Genomic DNA, 16,370 nt, shown 5'->3' on the forward strand with positions numbered 1-16,370 from the left:
TCGTCGTTACTGGCATACCGCCATCGCTAGCAAGCTGGCTCCTGGATAAGTTTTCTACTGTTTTCGCTACTTCTTGCGCGCAAGACACGAGGCACAGCATGCAAATCAAACTCGCCAACCCCCGTGGCTTCTGCGCTGGCGTGGACCGCGCGATCGAAATCGTTAACCGCGCCCTGGAGGTCTTCGGGCCGCCGATCTATGTGCGCCATGAAGTGGTGCACAACAAATTTGTCGTCGAAGACCTGCGCGCTCGCGGCGCGATCTTTGTCGAGGAGCTGGACCAGGTGCCGGATGACGTCATCGTGATCTTCAGCGCCCACGGCGTCTCCCAGGCCGTACGCAGCGAAGCGGCAGGCCGTGGCCTGAAAGTCTTCGATGCAACCTGCCCGCTGGTGACCAAGGTGCATATCGAAGTGGCGCGCTACAGCCGCGACGGTCGCGAATGCATCCTGATCGGCCATGCCGGCCACCCGGAAGTCGAAGGCACCATGGGCCAGTACGACGCCAGCAATGGCGGCGCGATCTACCTGGTGGAAGACGAGCAGGACGTCGCCGCGCTGCAGGTACGCAACCCTGACAAGCTGGCATTCGTTACCCAGACCACCTTGTCGATGGACGACACCAGTCGCGTCATCGACGCCCTGCGCCAACGTTTCCCGGCCATTGGCGGGCCGCGCAAGGACGATATCTGCTACGCCACGCAGAACCGTCAGGACGCGGTCAAGCAGCTGGCCGACGAGTGCGATGTGGTGTTGGTGGTGGGCAGCCCGAACAGCTCCAACTCCAACCGCCTGCGTGAGCTGGCCGAACGCATGGCCACCCCGGCGTATCTGATCGACGGCGCCGAGGACATGCAACGCAGCTGGTTCGACGGCGTCGAGCGTATCGGCATCACCGCCGGGGCTTCGGCTCCCGAGGTCCTGGTGCGGGGCGTGATCGAGCAACTGCACGCCTGGGGCGCCACCGGCGCGGACGAACTGGCCGGTCGCGAAGAAAACATCACCTTCTCCATGCCCAAGGAGCTGCGCGTTCGCTCGCTGCTCTGATCAACCGCGTTCATCGCACAGTGCCTGCGCCGTCTTGTCGCTGCGCAGGCTGACCCGCCCGCTGCGAGAAAGCACCACCTGGTGCTGGCTGACTCCCGATTCGACCGCGCAAATGTGCAGGGTCCCGGCCTGAAAGGCACCGCTGGGCAGATGCGGATCGCCCAGGCCACTGAAACGCACGTAATGCTGCACCGGGCGATTGCCGACAATCGCCACCCGGGCGTCCCCCCGCCGTTCAAGCAGCACCGGGTTGTCGCTGTCCTGCGAACCCTCGCCACTGATATCCAGAATGATCCGCCAGCCCTGGCTCCAATCGTCGTTCACGCCATGAATCACGGTTCGTTGCTGGCGCAGGATGGCTTCGGTGCGCGCGTTGCGAATGCCGCTGGCAAGCATCTGTGCGGCATCCAGCCGGCGTGTCGACTGCAGCAGCTCGCCAAATGACGTGCTCGCGAACAGCATCAACAGGCTGGCAAGCGCCAGGGCGACGACTATCTCGATCAGGCTGAAACCCTTCTGCAACATGGTCTTCCCTCCATGGAATGCGACTGGTCCGGACAATCCTTGTCCGGCCATTGAGCAAAACCGCGAACGCTCGGTCTATGAATGTTCGAAGTGCCAGAGCCAGTTATAGCCGCTGGCCGCTCAAGGGGATGGCATGCGTCACCGTACAGAAGGCTTCACGCTGATCGAATTGCTGGTGGCCCTGGCAGTTTCGCTGGTTTTGTTGACCCTGCTGGTTCCTGCATTCAGTCAAATGGCGCAGCGCTCCAAGGCCGAGAGCGATGTCAACGAACTGCTGAGAAGCTTGAATTACGCGCGTCTGCAGGCGATCGACCGGGGCTTGCCGATTTACCTGCGGCCGACTGCCGTCGATTCCGACTGGAGCCGGGGGCTGTCGATTTATCAAGGCGACGGGCCGGCGGCGAATGTATTGCGGGTTGTTCCCGCGGTCAGTCGCGGCGCCCGGCTGACGCTAACCTCTGAGTTCGACAGCATTGGTTTCAATGCGCTGGGTGGCGTATCGGCGGCGGTTCCGCCGGTCATGACCTATGTGCTGGGCGCGCAACACAGAACGATCACGCTGTGCCTGAACGGACGGATCGCGGTAAACGGGGAGTGCAAATGACAGGCAGGAGCGGGCAGGCCGGGATGACCCTGATCGAGGTGCTGGTGGCGGTGCTGATTCTCGGTGTCGGCCTGCTCGGTGCGGCGGCGCTCCAGCTCAATGCGCTGCGCTACACCGACAGCGCATTGATGACCAGCCAGGCCAGCTTCATCGCCTATGACATGCTCGATCGCATCCGCGCCAACAGCGCCGCCGACTACACCGTGGCGGCTCCCGATGTGGGCAATTTCAGCGTGGTTCGAGACCAGGACCTCTACGACTTCAAGCGCAATGTCGAGAGCTTTGGCGGGCCGACCGCCGAAGGCCATATCAGCCTCAAGCAGGGCGTGTTCACCATCAGCATCACCTGGGATGACGCCCGTGCCGCCCATTCTGGCGAGCCTGCCGAAGGCTCGCGCAGTTTTGTCCTGAGCAGCCGGGTGGCGGTGGATCCGGGGAGCAAGCCATGAGGCGCGCGAACAGTGGTTTCGGCTTGATCGAAATGCTGGTGGCGCTGGCCTTGAGCTTGATCGTGACCTTGGGGGTGACGCAGATTTTCATCTCGGCAAAAAACACTTACGCCAGCCAGAACGCCGCGGCCAGCCTGCAAGAGGACGCGCGTTTCGTGCTGAGCAAAATGCTCCAGGAAATACGCATGGTCGGCATGTTCGGCTGCCTGCAGAGCATCGCCGATGCCAGTACCGCGGCGGATTTTGCCGGTCACGCGCAAACGCCGATCCGCTGGGACAACACGCACCATCGGCTGACGCTGGTCACGACCGATATCGGCGACAGCGGCGGCGCCCCTACCTGGACCGTGTTGACCGACTGCCGCAACAGCGCCACTGCCTACACCGGTGCCCGCAAGGCCGCCACGGGGCAGCAGGCATTTGCGGTGCGGCGCCTGGTGTACAGCTTGAAGAACGATCAATTGCTGATGGGCACCGGCACCGGCTTCAGTCAGGCGGTGCTGGTGAACAACGTCAGCGCCTTCGAAGTGTCGTTCGGCATCGCCAGCACGGCCACGGATATCGCGGCTTCCCGCTACAGTCGCGATCCCGGCGACCCGGCCCGCATCCGTAGCGTGCGCTTGAGCCTGACCCTGAGCGATCCCCAGGGGCGAGTGCGGCCGCAAACCTTCAATGTGGTGGCCGCCTTGCGCAATCGGCTGTTGTGAGTGAGCTGCCCATGATTTCCTACCGAACGCTCCCCGGGGCGCAGCGCGGCATGGCGTTGCTGATGAGCCTGGTGTTCCTGCTGTTGCTGACCTTGATCGGCGTTTCGTCGATGCAGAACGCGACCTTGCAGGAAAAGATGTCCGGCGGCCTGTGGTTGCGCAACCAATCGTTTCAGGCGGCGGAAATGGCCCTGCGCATTGGTGAGAGCGCGGTGCAGCAAGACAGTTATGTATTGGCGGCCTGTACCGGCAGCCAGTGCGCGCCGCCCGGCGAAGCTTCAGTGGTCAGTGCCGCGGGCCGCAACAGCCATTCGGGCGTGACCTGGATTGCCACCGGCAACGGCTTCTACGGCGTGCAGAACATCGGTACGACGCTGGGGGCGGTCAACGTCCCGAGCAACACTTCCGCGACCCTGTACCGGGTAACCGCGGTCGGCGTGGCCGGCCATTCGCGCAGCGTGCTGGAGAGCATCTATGCCAAGTACTGAAACCTCGGCGTGGCTGGCTGGCGTATTGCTGGGCTTCTATCTGAGTGCCCCGGCCTATGGCTTCACCCCGGCACAGGCTCCCTTGGCGAATACGGCGGCAGTGGCGCCGAATGTGATGCTGCTGCTCGATGGTTCAGAGAGCATGAACAGCATCGTCCATGCTCCGGGTTTCGATCCCGAACAGCAGTGGGCGCCGGTCAGGCCCTGCCGGGTGCAGGCCGGCGAATGCCTGGCCGGGGCCAGCCTGAGCGCGGATTCGATAGCCCTTTCGACTCTCGGCCAGGCGGGTTGCGCCAGCGGTTACGTCGGCTTCCACCGCGACAATGCCCGGGCGCTGTGCCTCAAGCTGCCTGACCCGGCAGGTAACGGCCGCACCCGCTATTCGGCGGCTTACCTGGCCTATCTGCTTGCCTTGGCAGGCGGTCGCGATCGTGATTTCACCGATGGTTCGATTCCCGTTCAGGACCGGATGACCCAGGTTCGCGATGCCGCCAGCAAGCTGGTGGCTGGCAACCGTGCGCTGCGCATCGGCCTGGCGAGTTTCAACCCGCCAGCAGGCGGCGATGTGGCGCCGGGTGGGCGTATCGTGCAGGCCATCAGCGACCTGGCGCCGATCAGCGACCAGGTCAGCCAGGCCCAGGCTGACGCTAACTACCAGGCGTTGCTGTCCGCCATTGGCGGGCTCAGGGCGTCGACCGAGGCGCCGCTGGCGGAAACCTATTACGAAATCAGTCGTTACTTTCGTGGCCTGACGCCTTACTACAACAGCACGCCATCCACCTACGGCAGCCCGATCCAGTATCGCTGCCAGCGCAATTACGGCCTGGTGGTGACCGACGGCCTGCCCAGCTACGACCATAGTTTTCCCACCCGTGAGCCCCAGGCTGCCGCCAGCCTGCCGGATTGGGACGGGGTGGCGAATGACGGCAGCAATCCCGGCGGCAACGAGGAGGGCAGCAGCCTGTACCTGGATGACATCGCCAAGCTGGCGGTGGATGTCGATATGCGCGCGGCAGGCAGGGATATCGCCGGGAAAAGCTGGGATTCGGCAGGTTTCGCGCAACAACGGATGAACACTTACACCATCGGTCTCAACGCCCGTTACCCCATGCTGGCGGATGCGGCGAACTATGGCCGGGGCAAGTTCTACCCGGTGACTGACAAGGCGGGGCTCGATGCGGCGTTGGCATCGGCCCTGGACGAAGTTTCGGCTTCCGCCGCCCAGGCGCCCGCTAGCATTGCCGGTGCCGCCGGGCTGGCCAGCGGTTCGAGTTATTTCCAGGCGTCTTATGACCCCGGCGACTGGCACGGCACCATCAGGGCCTATGGCATCAGCCCCGCTGGCGCGGTCGATACCGGTACGCCGCTGTGGAGTACCGACTCGACCCTGGTTCCCGGTGCGGCGCCTGGGGTGTTCCAGACCTGGAACAGCGCCACGCGGAGCGCCGTCGCCTTGCGCCATGACCAGCTGTCCGGCGCGCAACAGGCCGCGCTCGCGCAGAGCCTGCCACCGGGCATCGCCGCGGCCGATCTGCTGGCCTGGAGCCAGGGCGCTGACCGGGCCGGCCTCAAGGTGCGTACCCACTTGCTGGGGGATATCGTCAATTCGCCGCTGGTCCTGGCTACGCCGACCGCGCGCGACGCTGCCGATCTACAGGGCGACAGCGGTTACAGCGCTTACCTGGCGGCCAAGGCCCAGGGCATGAGCCCGAGCCTGCTGGTCAACGCCAATGACGGCCTGCTTTCGCTGATCGATCCGGCCAATGGCAAGCGGCGTTACGCCTATATGCCCTCCAGCGCATTGCCGCTGCTGCACCACATTGCCGACCCCGGCTACGCCAATGGCGATCGTCATCGGTTTTTGGCCGATGGCCCGGTGGCGGTCTTCGATGCCCAGCTCGGCGCATCCTGGGCGACCCTGGCGCTGGCCGGCACCGGGGCGGGAGGTAAGGCGTTTTATGCCGTGCAGCTGTATGGCCAGGCCGGCGATGCGCCCCAGGCGCTATGGGAAATCGCCGCGCCTGGATCAGCCGATGCCAGCCATGCGTTCAACGATCTGGGTTATGCCTACGCGCGCCCGGAAGTGGCGCGCCTGGCCGACGGGCGCTGGGCGGCGTTCATCGGCAATGGCTACGGCAGCCATTCCGGGGTAGCGGCCCTGTATGTGGTGGATCTTCGCGATGGTTCGCTGATCAGGAAAATCGCCATCGATGGCAATGGTCGGGAGAATGGCCTGTCTTCGGTGAAGTTGCGGGTGGACAGCCAGAATGTGGTCCAGGCGGCCTATGGCGGCGATCTCCAGGGCCATCTATGGAAGTTCGACTTGCACGGTTCGGCGCCGGACAGCTGGGGCCTGGCCTTTGGCGGCGCTCCGTTGTTCACCGCCCCTGGCGGCGCGACCCAGCCCATCACTGCGCAACCATTGCTGGTGGATCATCCCGAAGGCGGCAAGCTCGTGCTGTTCGGCACCGGGAAGCTCAGCGAGCTGGCCGACAAGCGCAGCCAGGATTCCCAAGGTTTCTACGCGGCCTGGGATGCCCCGGATGGCGCAGGGCGCATCACCGTGGCGGATCTGCAGGCGCAAGCGATCACCGGGTTGTTTGCCGGCAGCGCAGGTTCCTACATCACCAGCACTAGGTCGGATGTCAGCTATCCGGCCGAGAAGGGTTGGTACCTGCCGCTGGGCGAGGCAACGAGCGGTGAGCGGGTTATCAACCCAGCCACCCTGGTGGCGGGGCGCATTGTGTTCAGTACCGCCGCGGTCGAGGCTGGCGACCCTTGTTCCAGCGCGAGCAACGGCAAATTGGTCGAGCTGGACGCATTCAGCGGTAAGATGCTCGATGACGCGGTGCTCGATACCAACGGTGATGAAGTGGTCGACAGCCTGGACACGCCGTCCAGCGGCGTCATCTTTACCGGCGGCATTCCTGCGTTGAGCGGCGTCCTTAACCGCGCTACCCGCAAAATCGTCAGCGATTCCGGCGGCGGTGTTGCTTCCCTGGTGGAAAAAGCGGGCGGTGGCAGCCGCCGCATCATGTGGCGACAAATACAGTAAGTGAGAATGAGGCATGCGCAGATCCAACCAAGGTTTTACCCTGATCGAAATCATGATCGTGATTGCGATCATCGGGCTCATCGTCACCTTGAGCCTTCCGAGCATCACCGAGTACGTGAAGAAAACCCATCGCACGCAAATCGCCGGCTTGTTGTCCGAACAGGCGCAGAGCCTCGAGCGTTTTCATTCCAAGGGCGGTGTCTACAGCAACGCTCCGGGCCTCAGCGCCGGCAACGATGACTACAGCATTACGCCTGTTTTGGCCGACCAGAGCTTTACCCTGACCGCGACGCCAAAAAGCGAGGGCATGATGGCCGGCGACAAGTGCGGCGAATTCACCCTCAGCCACACCGGTGCCATGGGCAACAACAACCTGGCCGAAGGGGTGACCAGCAAAGATTGCTGGGGGCGCTGAGCAACCTTCTCGGGTGCTGGCGGCGCCCGGTGTTTTTTCCTTCCTGGACTGGACTATGGCAAAGCAACAGCAAGTGGTGATTGTCGGCGGTGGAGTGATCGGCCTGCTGACGGCGTTCAACCTGGCGTCCGCCGGGCAGCAGGTGGTGCTGCTCGAGCGCTCGAATGTAGGCCAGGAATCTTCCTGGGCCGGTGGCGGGATCGTCTCGCCGTTATACCCCTGGCGCTACAGCCCGGCGGTCACCGCGCTGGCGCATTGGTCGCAGGATTTTTATCCACAGCTGGCCGAGCACCTGTACACCGCGACCGGGATCGATCCCGAAGTGCACACCACCGGCCTGTATTGGCTGGACCTCGACGACGAAGCCGAAGCGCTGGCCTGGGCCCGGCGGGAGCAGCGGCCATTGAGCGCTGTGGATATCTCGGCGGCCCATGACGCGGTACCGGTGCTGGGCAGCGGTTTTGCACGGGCGATCTACATGGCCGACGTGGCCAATGTGCGCAATCCGCGCTTGATCAAATCGCTGAAGGCCGCCCTGTCCCTGCTGCCGGCGGTGACGATTCACGAACATTGCGAAGTCAGCGGGTTCATCCGCGAAGGGGAGCGAGTCCTCGGCGTGCAGACCTCCCTGGGCGAAATCCGTGGCGACCAGGTGGTACTGGCGGCAGGTGCCTGGAGCGGCGAGCTGTTGCAAAGCCTGGGCCTGGCGTTGCCGGTGGAGCCGGTCAAGGGCCAGATGATCCTTTACAAGTGCGCCTCGGACTTTCTTTCGTGCATGGTCCTGGCCAAGGGGCGTTATGCAATTCCGCGGCGCGACGGCCATATCCTGGTCGGCAGCACCCTGGAGCACGAAGGTTTCGACAAGACGCCGACCTCATCGGCCCTGGAAAGCCTGAAGGCTTCGGCCGTCGAACTGATTCCGGCGCTGGCGCAGGCCGAAGTGGTGGGGCATTGGGCGGGGCTGCGCCCGGGCTCGCCCGAGGGCATTCCCTATATCGGTCCGGTGCCGGGGCAGGCGGGGTTGTGGTTGAACTGCGGGCATTACCGCAATGGCCTGGTCCTGGCGCCAGCCTCTTGCCAGCTGTTTGCCGACCTGATGCTGGGCCGGGAGCCGATCATCGACCCGGCGCCGTATGCGCCGGCCGGGCGGATCTAAGGTCTGTACGCAAAGCCGGCCAGTGAAGGCCGGCAAAAGCAGGTGAGCAAGCGAAGTTTGGTTTTACTGAATGAGCTCCGAGCCTGTTTTTAACGCAGCATGGCCGGCCTGGCGTCGGTGGCGCCCAGCCACCTGTCGGGCAAAGCCTAATCCAGCCCGAGTTTCTTTAGCCGGTAACGCAACGAACGAAATGACAGGCTCAAGCGCTGGGCCGCTGCCGTGCGGTTCCAGCGGGTGTGCTCGAGGGCCTGCAGAATCAGCCGGCGTTCGACGTCCTCCAGATAAGCTTCCAGATCGATCACCTGTGCTGGGTCGGACGCGATGGCCGGGTGGGCGCTGCTGGATGCCAGGCGCAGGTCATGCGCTTCGATTTGCCGGTTCTCGCACAGGGTGTGAGCCCGTTCGAGAAGGTTCTCCAACTCGCGCACATTGCCGGGAAAATCATAGCCCTTGAGCGCCAGCAACGCGCTTGGCTGAAGCCGTGCCAGCGGCTGGCCGGTGCCCTGCGCCAGACGTTCGAGGATGGTGGTGGCCAGCAACTCGATATCGTCCTGGCGCGCCCTCAGCGGCGGCACGGGCAGTTCGATCACGTTCAGGCGATAGTAGAGATCCTGGCGAAAACGCTCGGCCTGGACTTCCGCCTGCAAGGTTTTGTGGGTGGCGCAGAGGATGCGCACATCGACCTGGACTTCCTGTTGTCCGCCAATGCAGCGCACGGCCTTTTCCTGGAGCGCACGCAGCAGTTTGACTTGCATCGCCAGCGGCAAGTCCGCCACCTCATCGAGAAACAGCGTGCCGCCGTGCGCCGCCTGGAACAGGCCGGGCTTGTCTTCGACAGCGCCGCTGAAGCTGCCTTTGCGATGGCCGAAGAGCTCGCTCTCCATCAGCTCCGGCGGAATGGCCCCGCAGTTGACCGGCACGAAGGCTCGGCCGGCCCGAGGCCCCAGCGCATGAAGGGCGTGGGCCACCAGCTCCTTGCCGCTGCCGGATTCTCCGCTGATATAGATCGAAGCCTGGCTCTGGGCCAGTTTGCCGATCTGTCCACGCAGTTTATGCATGACGGCCGAATCGCCCAGCAAAGTGCCGGTAGCAGGCATTGGCGGCGTGGGCCCGGGTCGCGTGTTGTTCAGCAGCTCGCGCAAGCGGCCCAGGGCCACCGGCTTGCTGAGGAAATCGATAGCGCCGGCCTTCAAGGCCCGGGCCGCGGTTTCCGGGCGGGGGCAGGCACTGAGTATCGCCAGCGGTATTCGCAGCTGGCCGCCCTGGATATGCTCGAGTAATTCCAACCCGGTGCCGTCCGGCAAGCGCAGGTCGCTCAGGCACAGGTCGAAGCCTTCGCGGGCCAGCCAGTGATGCGCTTCGCCCAGGGTGCGGGCGCTGCGGGTGTGGCGTTGCATCCGGCCGAGGCTGATTTCCAGAAATTCGCGAATGCCCGGGTCGTTATCGACGATCAGGACTTTTTGCTGTGGGCTCATGCCGCGTGCTGCTTCATCCGTGAGCGAAAGAGGTGCGAAGGCACCCGCCATCCTGGCGTGTGCTGAAGTCTAGGCAGGCTTGAGGTCGCTTGCCCCGTTCAAGGCGCGATGGGGGACGGGCGCTTGGCCGGATTCAGAATGACCCACAGGCCGATACCCCCGGTTTGCGAAGGGTTGCTGGCCGCAAGCGCGGGGAGGGGGGAGTGCTGATTATTGTGTAGCGAATTATTCGGCGGTGCAGACAACGCGCTGTCGACGTTGCATGCACCGCGGTCAAGCGGCGTTCAACGCTCGCGCGACACCGGGCCTTGCTCCAGGTGTGCCTGGCTGCAATACCACTGTTGTTCGAGGCTCAGCGCCCGGTCACGGGGCAAATGCACGCCGCAATGGGCGCAGCGCACCATAGGCGTGGTGCTGGGTTCGCGGGGCGCAGCGGTGCCGGAGGCGGGCTGCTTGAATTTGCGCCAGAGCCATACCGCAGCGGCAATCAGGGCGATCCAGAACAGTAGACGAAGCATGGTAGCCAGCTATATGAATGAGGAACTGGCAGTTTAGCCAAGCTCATGCCGGGCGCACAGTGCAATCGCGCTGGCGATGAAATTCGCAGATAAAAAAAGGGAGGCTCGAAAGCCTCCCTTTTCTGGACCGCGGCGGTGTCAGTCGAACATGCCGAAAGTCATGTAGCTGAACCACGAGCGGTCGCTGTTGTTGCCTTCGGCTTCGTGCTGTTCTTCTTCGACAGCGTCGCCATTGGCGTCTTTAGGCTTGAGCTCGGCCGGAATCGCATCCTTGGCGTCCTGGTATTGCTTCATCACGTCCTGGTTGGCGCGGGTTTCTCCCGGCGGCAGCGGTGGACGGGACTCGATCAGGCCCAGGGTGGCCTTGCTTAACCAGGAGCGGTTGTCCGCCTCGGCAACCCGTGGCACGAACTGGCCGTCGACCAGGGTCGGATGATCAGGGTAGTTGAGCTTCAGGGTTTCCAGGCTGGTGGCCGCCAGATCGTCGAGGTGCAGACGCTGGTAGGCTTCGGTCATCACCGCCAGGCCGTCGCCGACCGATGGGGTTTCCTGGAAGTTTTCCACCACGTAGCGGCCACGGTTGGCGGCGGCTACATAGGCCTGACGGGTCAGGTAGTAGTCGGCCACGTGGATTTCGTAGGCGGCCAGCAGGTTGCGCAGGTAGATCATGCGCTGCTTGGCGTCCGGCGCGTAGCGGCTGTTCGGGAAGCGGCTGGTGAGCTGGGCGAACTCGTTGTAGGAGTCGCGGGCGGCGCCCGGGTCACGCTTGGTCATGTCCAGCGGCAGGAAGCGCGCCAGCAGGCCGACGTCCTGGTCGAAGGAGGTCAGGCCCTTGAGGTAGTAGGCGTAATCCACGTTCGGGTGTTGTGGGTGCAGGCGGATGAAACGCTCGGCGGCGGACTTGGCGGCTTCCGGCTCGGCGTTCTTGTAGTTGGCATAGATCAGTTCGAGCTGTGCCTGATCCGCGTAGCGACCAAACGGATAGCGCGACTCCAGGGCCTTGAGCTTGGCTGTGGCGCTGGTATAGCTGTTGTTGTCCAGGTCGGTCTGCGCCTGCTGGTACAGCTCGACCTCGCTCAGGTTTTCGTCAACGACTTCCTTCGATGAGCAAGCAGCGGTCAGTGCGAGGATGGCGATCAGCAGCAGGTGTTTCACTTGCATGGCGGCTTGCGTCCCTATGACGGCCGCTGTCTTGGGCGGGGCCGTCCTGTTATGATGAGCGCCCCGTTGAAAAGCCTCGGGGCAAAAGACGCCGTATTTAACCACAAGCGCGCAGCCGAAACCAAAGGCTGTGCCGACGCCTAGTCTGAGCATGTCCGATAAAATTGAACTTCGCGCAGAGGTGCCGTCCGAACTGGGCGGCCAACGCCTCGATCAAGTCGCCGCCCAATTATTCGCTGAGCACTCGCGCTCGCGCCTTTCCGCCTGGATCAAAGACGGCCGCCTGACTGTGGATGGAGCGGTGATCCGCCCGCGAGACATTGTCCATGGCGGCGCAGTCCTGGAGCTGACCGCCGAGCAGGAAGCCCAGGGCGAGTGGATCGCCCAGGACATCGAGCTCGACATCGTCTATGAAGACGACGACATCCTGGTGATCAACAAGCCTGCGGGCCTGGTGGTGCATCCGGCTGCCGGTCACGCCGATGGCACTTTGCTCAACGCCTTGCTGCACCATGTGCCGGACATCGTCAATGTCCCGCGCGCCGGCATCGTGCATCGCCTGGACAAGGACACCACCGGTCTGATGGTGGTGGCCAAGACCATTCAGGCGCAGACCCAACTGGTCGCCCAGTTGCAGAGCCGTAGCGTCAGCCGCATCTACGAGTGCATCGTGATCGGCGTGGTCACCGCCGGTGGCAAGATCAACGCGCCGATCGGTCGTCACGGCCAGCAGCGCCAGCGCATGGCGGTGATGGAAGGCGGCAAGCCGGCCGTCAGTCACTACCGCGTGCTGGAGCGTTTCCGTTCCCACACCCACGTCCGGGTGAAGCTGGAAACCGGGCGGACCCACCAGATCCGTGTGCACATGGCCCATATCAACTATCCGTTGGTCGGCGATCCCGCCTACGGTGGCCGTTTCCGTATTCCGCCTGCCGCGAACCCGACCATGGTCGAATCCCTCAAGCACTTCCCGCGCCAGGCCCTGCACGCGCGCTTCCTTGAGCTGGACCACCCGACCACCGGCAAGCGCATGAGCTGGGAGTCGCCGCTGCCGGAAGATTTCGTCTGGCTGCTGACCCTGCTCAAGCAGGATCGCGAGGCTTTCGTCGGATGAGTGACTGGCTGATTCCTGACTGGCCTGCGCCGGCGGGGGTCAAAGCCTGCGTCACCACCCGTGCGGGCGGCGTCAGCCTGGCGCCGTTCGACAGCCTCAACCTGGGCGATCATGTCGATGACAACCCAGAGGCGGTGGCTGAAAATCGCCGTCGCCTGACCGAACGTTTCTCTATAAAGCCAGCCTGGCTGAAGCAGGTTCACGGTATTGATGTGGTCGAGGCGGATCCGTCCGTCGTCGCCACCGCCGACGCCAGCTGGACCGCCACGCCCGGCATCGCTTGTAGTGCCATGACCGCCGACTGCCTGCCCGCGCTGTTCTGCGACCGTGCCGGTACTCGGGTAGCGGCTGCCCATGCCGGTTGGCGCGGGCTGGCGGCCGGGGTATTGGAAGCGACGCTCGAAAGCCTGAAAACCGCGCCTGAAGAAGTATTGGTCTGGCTCGGGCCGGCCATTGGCCCGCAAGCCTTCGAGGTCGGGCCGGAAGTGCGCGAAGCCTTCGTCCGGCAGCTGCCACAGACCGAACAGGCCTTTGTGCCGAGCCACAATCCCGGCAAGTTCATGGCTGACATCTACAAACTGGCCCGCCTGCGCTTGGCGGCATGTGGTGTCACGGCCGTGTATGGCGGCGACTTCTGCACCGTCAGCGACCCGCGTTTCTATTCCTACCGCCGCAGTCCGCGGACTGGGCGCTTCGCTTCCCTGATCTGGCTGGAACGCTAGAATCTTCTGACCTGTGTCAAGCCCGCAAGGCTTGAATCTTCCAGAATCGACCGCATCTACAGGGTTATCTGGCAGGTTTCTCTATTTAGGTGTGTCCATCGCTCCGACCTGCTCAAAAGGAAGGTGACTAATGCGTATAGACCGATTAACCAGCAAGCTGCAGCTGGCATTATCCGATTCTCAATCCCTGGCGGTTGGCCTCGATCATCCCGCCATCGAACCGGCGCACTTGATGCAGGCGCTGCTCGAACAGCAGGGCGGCTCGATCAAGCCACTGCTGATGCAAGTGGGCTTCGACGTGAACAGCCTGCGCAAGGAATTGAGCAAAGAACTCGACCACTTGCCGAAAATCCAGAACCCTACCGGCGACGTGAATATGTCGCAGGATCTGGCGCGCCTGCTGAACCAGGCCGATCGCCTGGCGCAACAGAAAGGCGACCAGTTCATTTCCAGCGAGCTGGTGCTGCTCGCGGCCATGGACGAAAACAGCAAGCTCGGCAAATTGTTGCTGGGGCAGGGCGTCAGCAAGAAGGCCCTGGAAAACGCCATCAACAACCTGCGCGGCGGCGAGGCAGTGAACGACGCCAACGTCGAGGAGTCGCGCCAGGCCCTGGACAAATACACCATCGACCTGACCAAGCGCGCCGAAGACGGCAAGCTTGACCCGGTGATCGGCCGTGACGACGAAATTCGCCGGACCATCCAGGTGCTGCAACGCCGTACCAAGAACAACCCGGTACTGATCGGCGAGCCTGGCGTGGGTAAAACCGCGATTGCCGAAGGCCTGGCCCAGCGCATCATCAATGACGAAGTGCCGGACGGCCTGAAAGGCAAGCGCCTGCTTTCGCTGGACATGGGCGCATTGATTGCCGGCGCCAAGTATCGCGGCGAGTTCGAAGAACGCCTGAAATCCCTGCTCAACGAACTGTCGAAGCAGGAAGGGCAGATCATTCTGTTCATCGACGAACTGCATACCATGGTTGGCGCCGGTAAAGGCGAAGGCTCGATGGATGCGGGCAACATGCTCAAGCCGGCCCTGGCGCGGGGCGAGTTGCACTGCGTCGGCGCCACCACGCTCAACGAATACCGCCAATATATAGAGAAGGACGCGGCCCTCGAGCGGCGCTTCCAGAAAGTCCTGGTGGATGAGCCGACCGAAGAAGACACCATCGCCATCCTGCGTGGCCTGAAAGAACGTTATGAGGTGCACCACAAGGTGGCGATCACCGACGGCGCGATCATTGCCGCGGCCAAGCTCAGCCATCGCTACATCACCGATCGGCAGTTGCCGGACAAGGCGATCGACCTGATCGACGAAGCCGCCAGCCGTATCCGCATGGAGATCGACTCCAAGCCGGAAGTGCTGGACCGCCTGGAACGGCGCCTGATTCAACTGAAGGTCGAATCCCAGGCCCTGAAAAAGGAAGACGACGAAGCGGCGATCAAGCGCCTGGAGAAACTCCAGGAGGAAATCACCCGCCTGGAGCGCGAATACGCCGATCTGGAAGAAGTCTGGACCTCGGAAAAAGCCGAGGTGCAGGGTTCGGCGCAGATTCAGCAGAAGATCGAGCAGTCGCGTCAGGAACTGGAAGCCGCGCGCCGCAAGGGCGACCTCAACCGCATGGCCGAGTTGCAGTATGGGGTGATCCCGGACCTGGAGCGCAGCCTGCAGATGGTCGACCAGCACGGCAAAAGCGAAAACCAGTTGCTGCGCAGCAAGGTGACCGAAGAGGAAATCGCCGAGGTCGTCTCCAAGTGGACCGGTATTCCAGTGTCGAAGATGCTCGAAGGCGAGCGCGACAAGCTGCTGAAGATGGAAAGCCTGCTGCACCAGCGCGTCATTGGCCAGAACGAAGCGGTGGTCGCGGTGGCCAACGCCGTGCGGCGTTCCCGCGCCGGGTTGTCCGATCCGAACCGGCCGAGTGGCTCGTTCATGTTCCTCGGCCCGACAGGTGTGGGTAAGACCGAGTTGTGCAAGGCGCTGGCCGAGTTCCTTTTCGATACCGAAGAGGCGATGGTGCGGATCGATATGTCCGAGTTCATGGAGAAACATTCCGTGGCTCGGCTGATCGGTGCGCCTCCAGGCTACGTCGGCTACGAGGAAGGCGGCTACTTGACCGAGGCGGTGCGGCGCAAGCCTTACTCGGTGATCCTGCTGGACGAGGTCGAGAAGGCCCATCCGGATGTGTTCAACATCCTGCTGCAAGTGCTTGAAGACGGCCGCCTGACGGACAGCCACGGACGCACCGTGGATTTCCGTAATACGGTGATCGTCATGACCTCCAACCTGGGGTCGGTGCAGATCCAGGAGCTGGTGGGGGATCGCGAAGCACAGCGCGCGGCGGTGATGGATGCGGTGTCGACCCATTTCCGTCCGGAGTTCATCAACCGGATCGACGAAGTGGTGATCTTCGAGCCATTGGCCCGGGATCAGATCGCCGGCATCACCGAAATCCAGCTGGGTCGCCTGCGCGGCCGTCTGGCCGAACGCGAGCTCAAGCTGGAGCTGAGCGACGAGGCCTTGGACAAGCTGATTGCCGTGGGTTACGACCCGGTCTATGGCGCGCGTCCGCTCAAGCGGGCGATCCAGCGCTGGATCGAGAACCCATTGGCGCAGTTGATTCTGTCTGGCAGCTTCCTGCCGGGAGTCACGGTGACGGCCAAGCTGGAGAACGACGAAATCGTCTTCGCCTGAGCCGCGAAGGGCGTCGTTGTGAAGAAGGCCTCGCATTGCGAGGCCTTTTTTTGCATAGGGCGTTGAACTGTAAGGCAAAGGCTTGTAAAGTGCGCCCCGCAGTACGTCACCCCAAGGGTTTTTCCTCCCTGAGGAAAAAACTGAAATAAGTTGCAAATCATTGTCTTGAAAGCAATTTAGGGGGTTGACAGAGGTTTTTAAGATTGTAGAATAGCGCGCCTCAGAGACATGAACGCAGCG

At 63.1% G+C, this 16,370-nt stretch carries 15 protein-coding genes; 11 read left to right on the forward strand and 4 right to left on the reverse strand.

Annotation, left to right across the window (positions count from 1 at the left end):
• Positions 1 to 98 precede the first annotated feature (98 nt).
• Complete coding sequence (gene ispH / locus BLV20_RS23885; RefSeq protein ID WP_092304902.1) at positions 99 to 1,046, forward strand: 4-hydroxy-3-methylbut-2-enyl diphosphate reductase; 948 nt, start codon at positions 99 to 101, stop codon at positions 1,044 to 1,046.
• On the opposite strand, the gene BLV20_RS23890 is transcribed toward ispH, so the two are convergent.
• Positions 1,047 to 1,571 carry a GspH/FimT family pseudopilin gene (locus tag BLV20_RS23890; RefSeq protein WP_092304903.1) on the reverse strand — a complete coding sequence of 175 codons (525 nt, stop codon included), beginning with the start codon at positions 1,569 to 1,571 and terminating at the stop codon, positions 1,047 to 1,049.
• 133 nt (positions 1,572 to 1,704) lie between these two features.
• On the opposite strand from BLV20_RS23890, the gene BLV20_RS23895 reads away from it, so the two are divergent.
• The 7 genes from BLV20_RS23895 to thiO are packed head-to-tail and all read left to right on the forward strand — an operon-like array spanning position 1,705 to position 8,445.
• Positions 1,705 to 2,175, forward strand: coding sequence for a GspH/FimT family pseudopilin (locus tag BLV20_RS23895; RefSeq protein ID WP_092304904.1), 471 nt, complete (start codon positions 1,705 to 1,707; stop codon positions 2,173 to 2,175).
• Positions 2,172 to 2,624 carry a type IV pilus modification protein PilV gene (pilV, locus tag BLV20_RS23900; RefSeq protein WP_092304905.1) on the forward strand — a complete coding sequence of 151 codons (453 nt, stop codon included), beginning with the start codon at positions 2,172 to 2,174 and terminating at the stop codon, positions 2,622 to 2,624. The genes BLV20_RS23895 and pilV overlap by 4 nt, the downstream gene beginning before the upstream one ends.
• Complete coding sequence (locus BLV20_RS23905) at positions 2,621 to 3,331, forward strand: PilW family protein (protein WP_092304906.1); 711 nt, start codon at positions 2,621 to 2,623, stop codon at positions 3,329 to 3,331. The genes pilV and BLV20_RS23905 overlap by 4 nt, the downstream gene beginning before the upstream one ends.
• An 11-nt stretch (positions 3,332 to 3,342) precedes the next feature.
• Positions 3,343 to 3,819, forward strand: coding sequence for a pilus assembly PilX family protein (locus tag BLV20_RS23910; protein ID WP_256577868.1), 477 nt, complete (start codon positions 3,343 to 3,345; stop codon positions 3,817 to 3,819).
• The gene (locus BLV20_RS23915; RefSeq protein WP_092304908.1) at positions 3,806 to 6,874 is read left to right on the forward strand and encodes a pilus assembly protein; all 3,069 of its coding nucleotides are present in this window, start codon (positions 3,806 to 3,808) and stop codon (positions 6,872 to 6,874) included. Before BLV20_RS23910 ends, BLV20_RS23915 begins: the two co-directional genes overlap by 14 nt.
• A 13-nt stretch (positions 6,875 to 6,887) precedes the next feature.
• Positions 6,888 to 7,289, forward strand: a complete 402-nt coding sequence (locus tag BLV20_RS23920) for a type IV pilin protein (RefSeq protein WP_092304909.1) — start codon at positions 6,888 to 6,890, stop codon at positions 7,287 to 7,289.
• 55 nt (positions 7,290 to 7,344) lie between these two features.
• Positions 7,345 to 8,445 carry a glycine oxidase ThiO gene (gene thiO / locus BLV20_RS23925; RefSeq protein ID WP_092304910.1) on the forward strand — a complete coding sequence of 367 codons (1,101 nt, stop codon included), beginning with the start codon at positions 7,345 to 7,347 and terminating at the stop codon, positions 8,443 to 8,445.
• A gap of 146 nt (positions 8,446 to 8,591) precedes the next feature.
• On the opposite strand, the gene BLV20_RS23930 is transcribed toward thiO, so the two are convergent.
• The 3 genes from BLV20_RS23930 to BLV20_RS23940 all read right to left on the reverse strand — a co-directional run bounded on the left by BLV20_RS23930 (position 8,592) and on the right by BLV20_RS23940 (position 11,599).
• Positions 8,592 to 9,920, reverse strand: coding sequence for a sigma-54-dependent transcriptional regulator (locus BLV20_RS23930; protein ID WP_092304911.1), 1,329 nt, complete (start codon positions 9,918 to 9,920; stop codon positions 8,592 to 8,594).
• 284 nt (positions 9,921 to 10,204) lie between these two features.
• Entirely contained in the window at positions 10,205 to 10,438 is a 234-nt protein-coding gene (locus tag BLV20_RS23935) for a PP0621 family protein (protein WP_092304912.1), read from the reverse strand.
• Positions 10,439 to 10,576: 138 nt separating this feature from the next.
• Positions 10,577 to 11,599 (reverse strand): outer membrane protein assembly factor BamD, encoded by a 1,023-nt coding sequence (locus tag BLV20_RS23940; RefSeq protein ID WP_092304913.1) that lies wholly within the window; start codon positions 11,597 to 11,599, stop codon positions 10,577 to 10,579.
• A gap of 151 nt (positions 11,600 to 11,750) precedes the next feature.
• Here BLV20_RS23940 and rluD point away from each other — a divergent pair, with 151 nt between their 5' ends.
• The 3 genes from rluD (at position 11,751) to clpB (ending at position 16,130) form a co-directional block, all read left to right on the forward strand.
• Entirely contained in the window at positions 11,751 to 12,713 is a 963-nt protein-coding gene (gene rluD, locus BLV20_RS23945; protein WP_092304914.1) for a 23S rRNA pseudouridine(1911/1915/1917) synthase RluD, read from the forward strand.
• Positions 12,710 to 13,435: a peptidoglycan editing factor PgeF gene (pgeF, locus tag BLV20_RS23950; RefSeq protein WP_092304915.1), complete on the forward strand. Its 726-nt coding sequence runs from the start codon at positions 12,710 to 12,712 to the stop codon at positions 13,433 to 13,435. The genes rluD and pgeF overlap by 4 nt, the downstream gene beginning before the upstream one ends.
• Before the next feature lie 130 nt (positions 13,436 to 13,565).
• Positions 13,566 to 16,130 carry an ATP-dependent chaperone ClpB gene (gene clpB / locus BLV20_RS23955; protein ID WP_092304916.1) on the forward strand — a complete coding sequence of 855 codons (2,565 nt, stop codon included), beginning with the start codon at positions 13,566 to 13,568 and terminating at the stop codon, positions 16,128 to 16,130.
• Positions 16,131 to 16,370 lie beyond the last annotated feature (240 nt).

This window comes from Pseudomonas sp. NFIX28 (assembly GCF_900107395.1).
Lineage (GTDB): Bacteria > Pseudomonadota > Gammaproteobacteria > Pseudomonadales > Pseudomonadaceae > Aquipseudomonas.

Excerpts from the sequence above, each read along its gene's own strand:
- ispH (WP_092304902.1), top strand. The coding sequence starts at position 99 with ATGCAAATCAAACTCGCCAACCCCCGTGGCTTCTGCGCTGGCGTGGAC.
- BLV20_RS23890 (WP_092304903.1), bottom strand. The coding sequence starts at position 1,571 with ATGTTGCAGAAGGGTTTCAGCCTGATCGAGATAGTCGTCGCCCTGGCG.
- BLV20_RS23895 (WP_092304904.1), top strand. The coding sequence starts at position 1,705 with ATGCGTCACCGTACAGAAGGCTTCACGCTGATCGAATTGCTGGTGGCC.
- pilV (WP_092304905.1), top strand. The coding sequence starts at position 2,172 with ATGACAGGCAGGAGCGGGCAGGCCGGGATGACCCTGATCGAGGTGCTG.
- BLV20_RS23905 (WP_092304906.1), top strand. The coding sequence starts at position 2,621 with ATGAGGCGCGCGAACAGTGGTTTCGGCTTGATCGAAATGCTGGTGGCG.
- BLV20_RS23910 (WP_256577868.1), top strand. The coding sequence starts at position 3,343 with ATGATTTCCTACCGAACGCTCCCCGGGGCGCAGCGCGGCATGGCGTTG.
- BLV20_RS23915 (WP_092304908.1), top strand. The coding sequence starts at position 3,806 with ATGCCAAGTACTGAAACCTCGGCGTGGCTGGCTGGCGTATTGCTGGGC.
- BLV20_RS23920 (WP_092304909.1), top strand. The coding sequence starts at position 6,888 with ATGCGCAGATCCAACCAAGGTTTTACCCTGATCGAAATCATGATCGTG.
- thiO (WP_092304910.1), top strand. The coding sequence starts at position 7,345 with ATGGCAAAGCAACAGCAAGTGGTGATTGTCGGCGGTGGAGTGATCGGC.
- BLV20_RS23930 (WP_092304911.1), bottom strand. The coding sequence starts at position 9,920 with ATGAGCCCACAGCAAAAAGTCCTGATCGTCGATAACGACCCGGGCATT.
- BLV20_RS23935 (WP_092304912.1), bottom strand. The coding sequence starts at position 10,438 with ATGCTTCGTCTACTGTTCTGGATCGCCCTGATTGCCGCTGCGGTATGG.
- BLV20_RS23940 (WP_092304913.1), bottom strand. The coding sequence starts at position 11,599 with ATGCAAGTGAAACACCTGCTGCTGATCGCCATCCTCGCACTGACCGCT.
- rluD (WP_092304914.1), top strand. The coding sequence starts at position 11,751 with ATGTCCGATAAAATTGAACTTCGCGCAGAGGTGCCGTCCGAACTGGGC.
- pgeF (WP_092304915.1), top strand. The coding sequence starts at position 12,710 with ATGAGTGACTGGCTGATTCCTGACTGGCCTGCGCCGGCGGGGGTCAAA.
- clpB (WP_092304916.1), top strand. The coding sequence starts at position 13,566 with ATGCGTATAGACCGATTAACCAGCAAGCTGCAGCTGGCATTATCCGAT.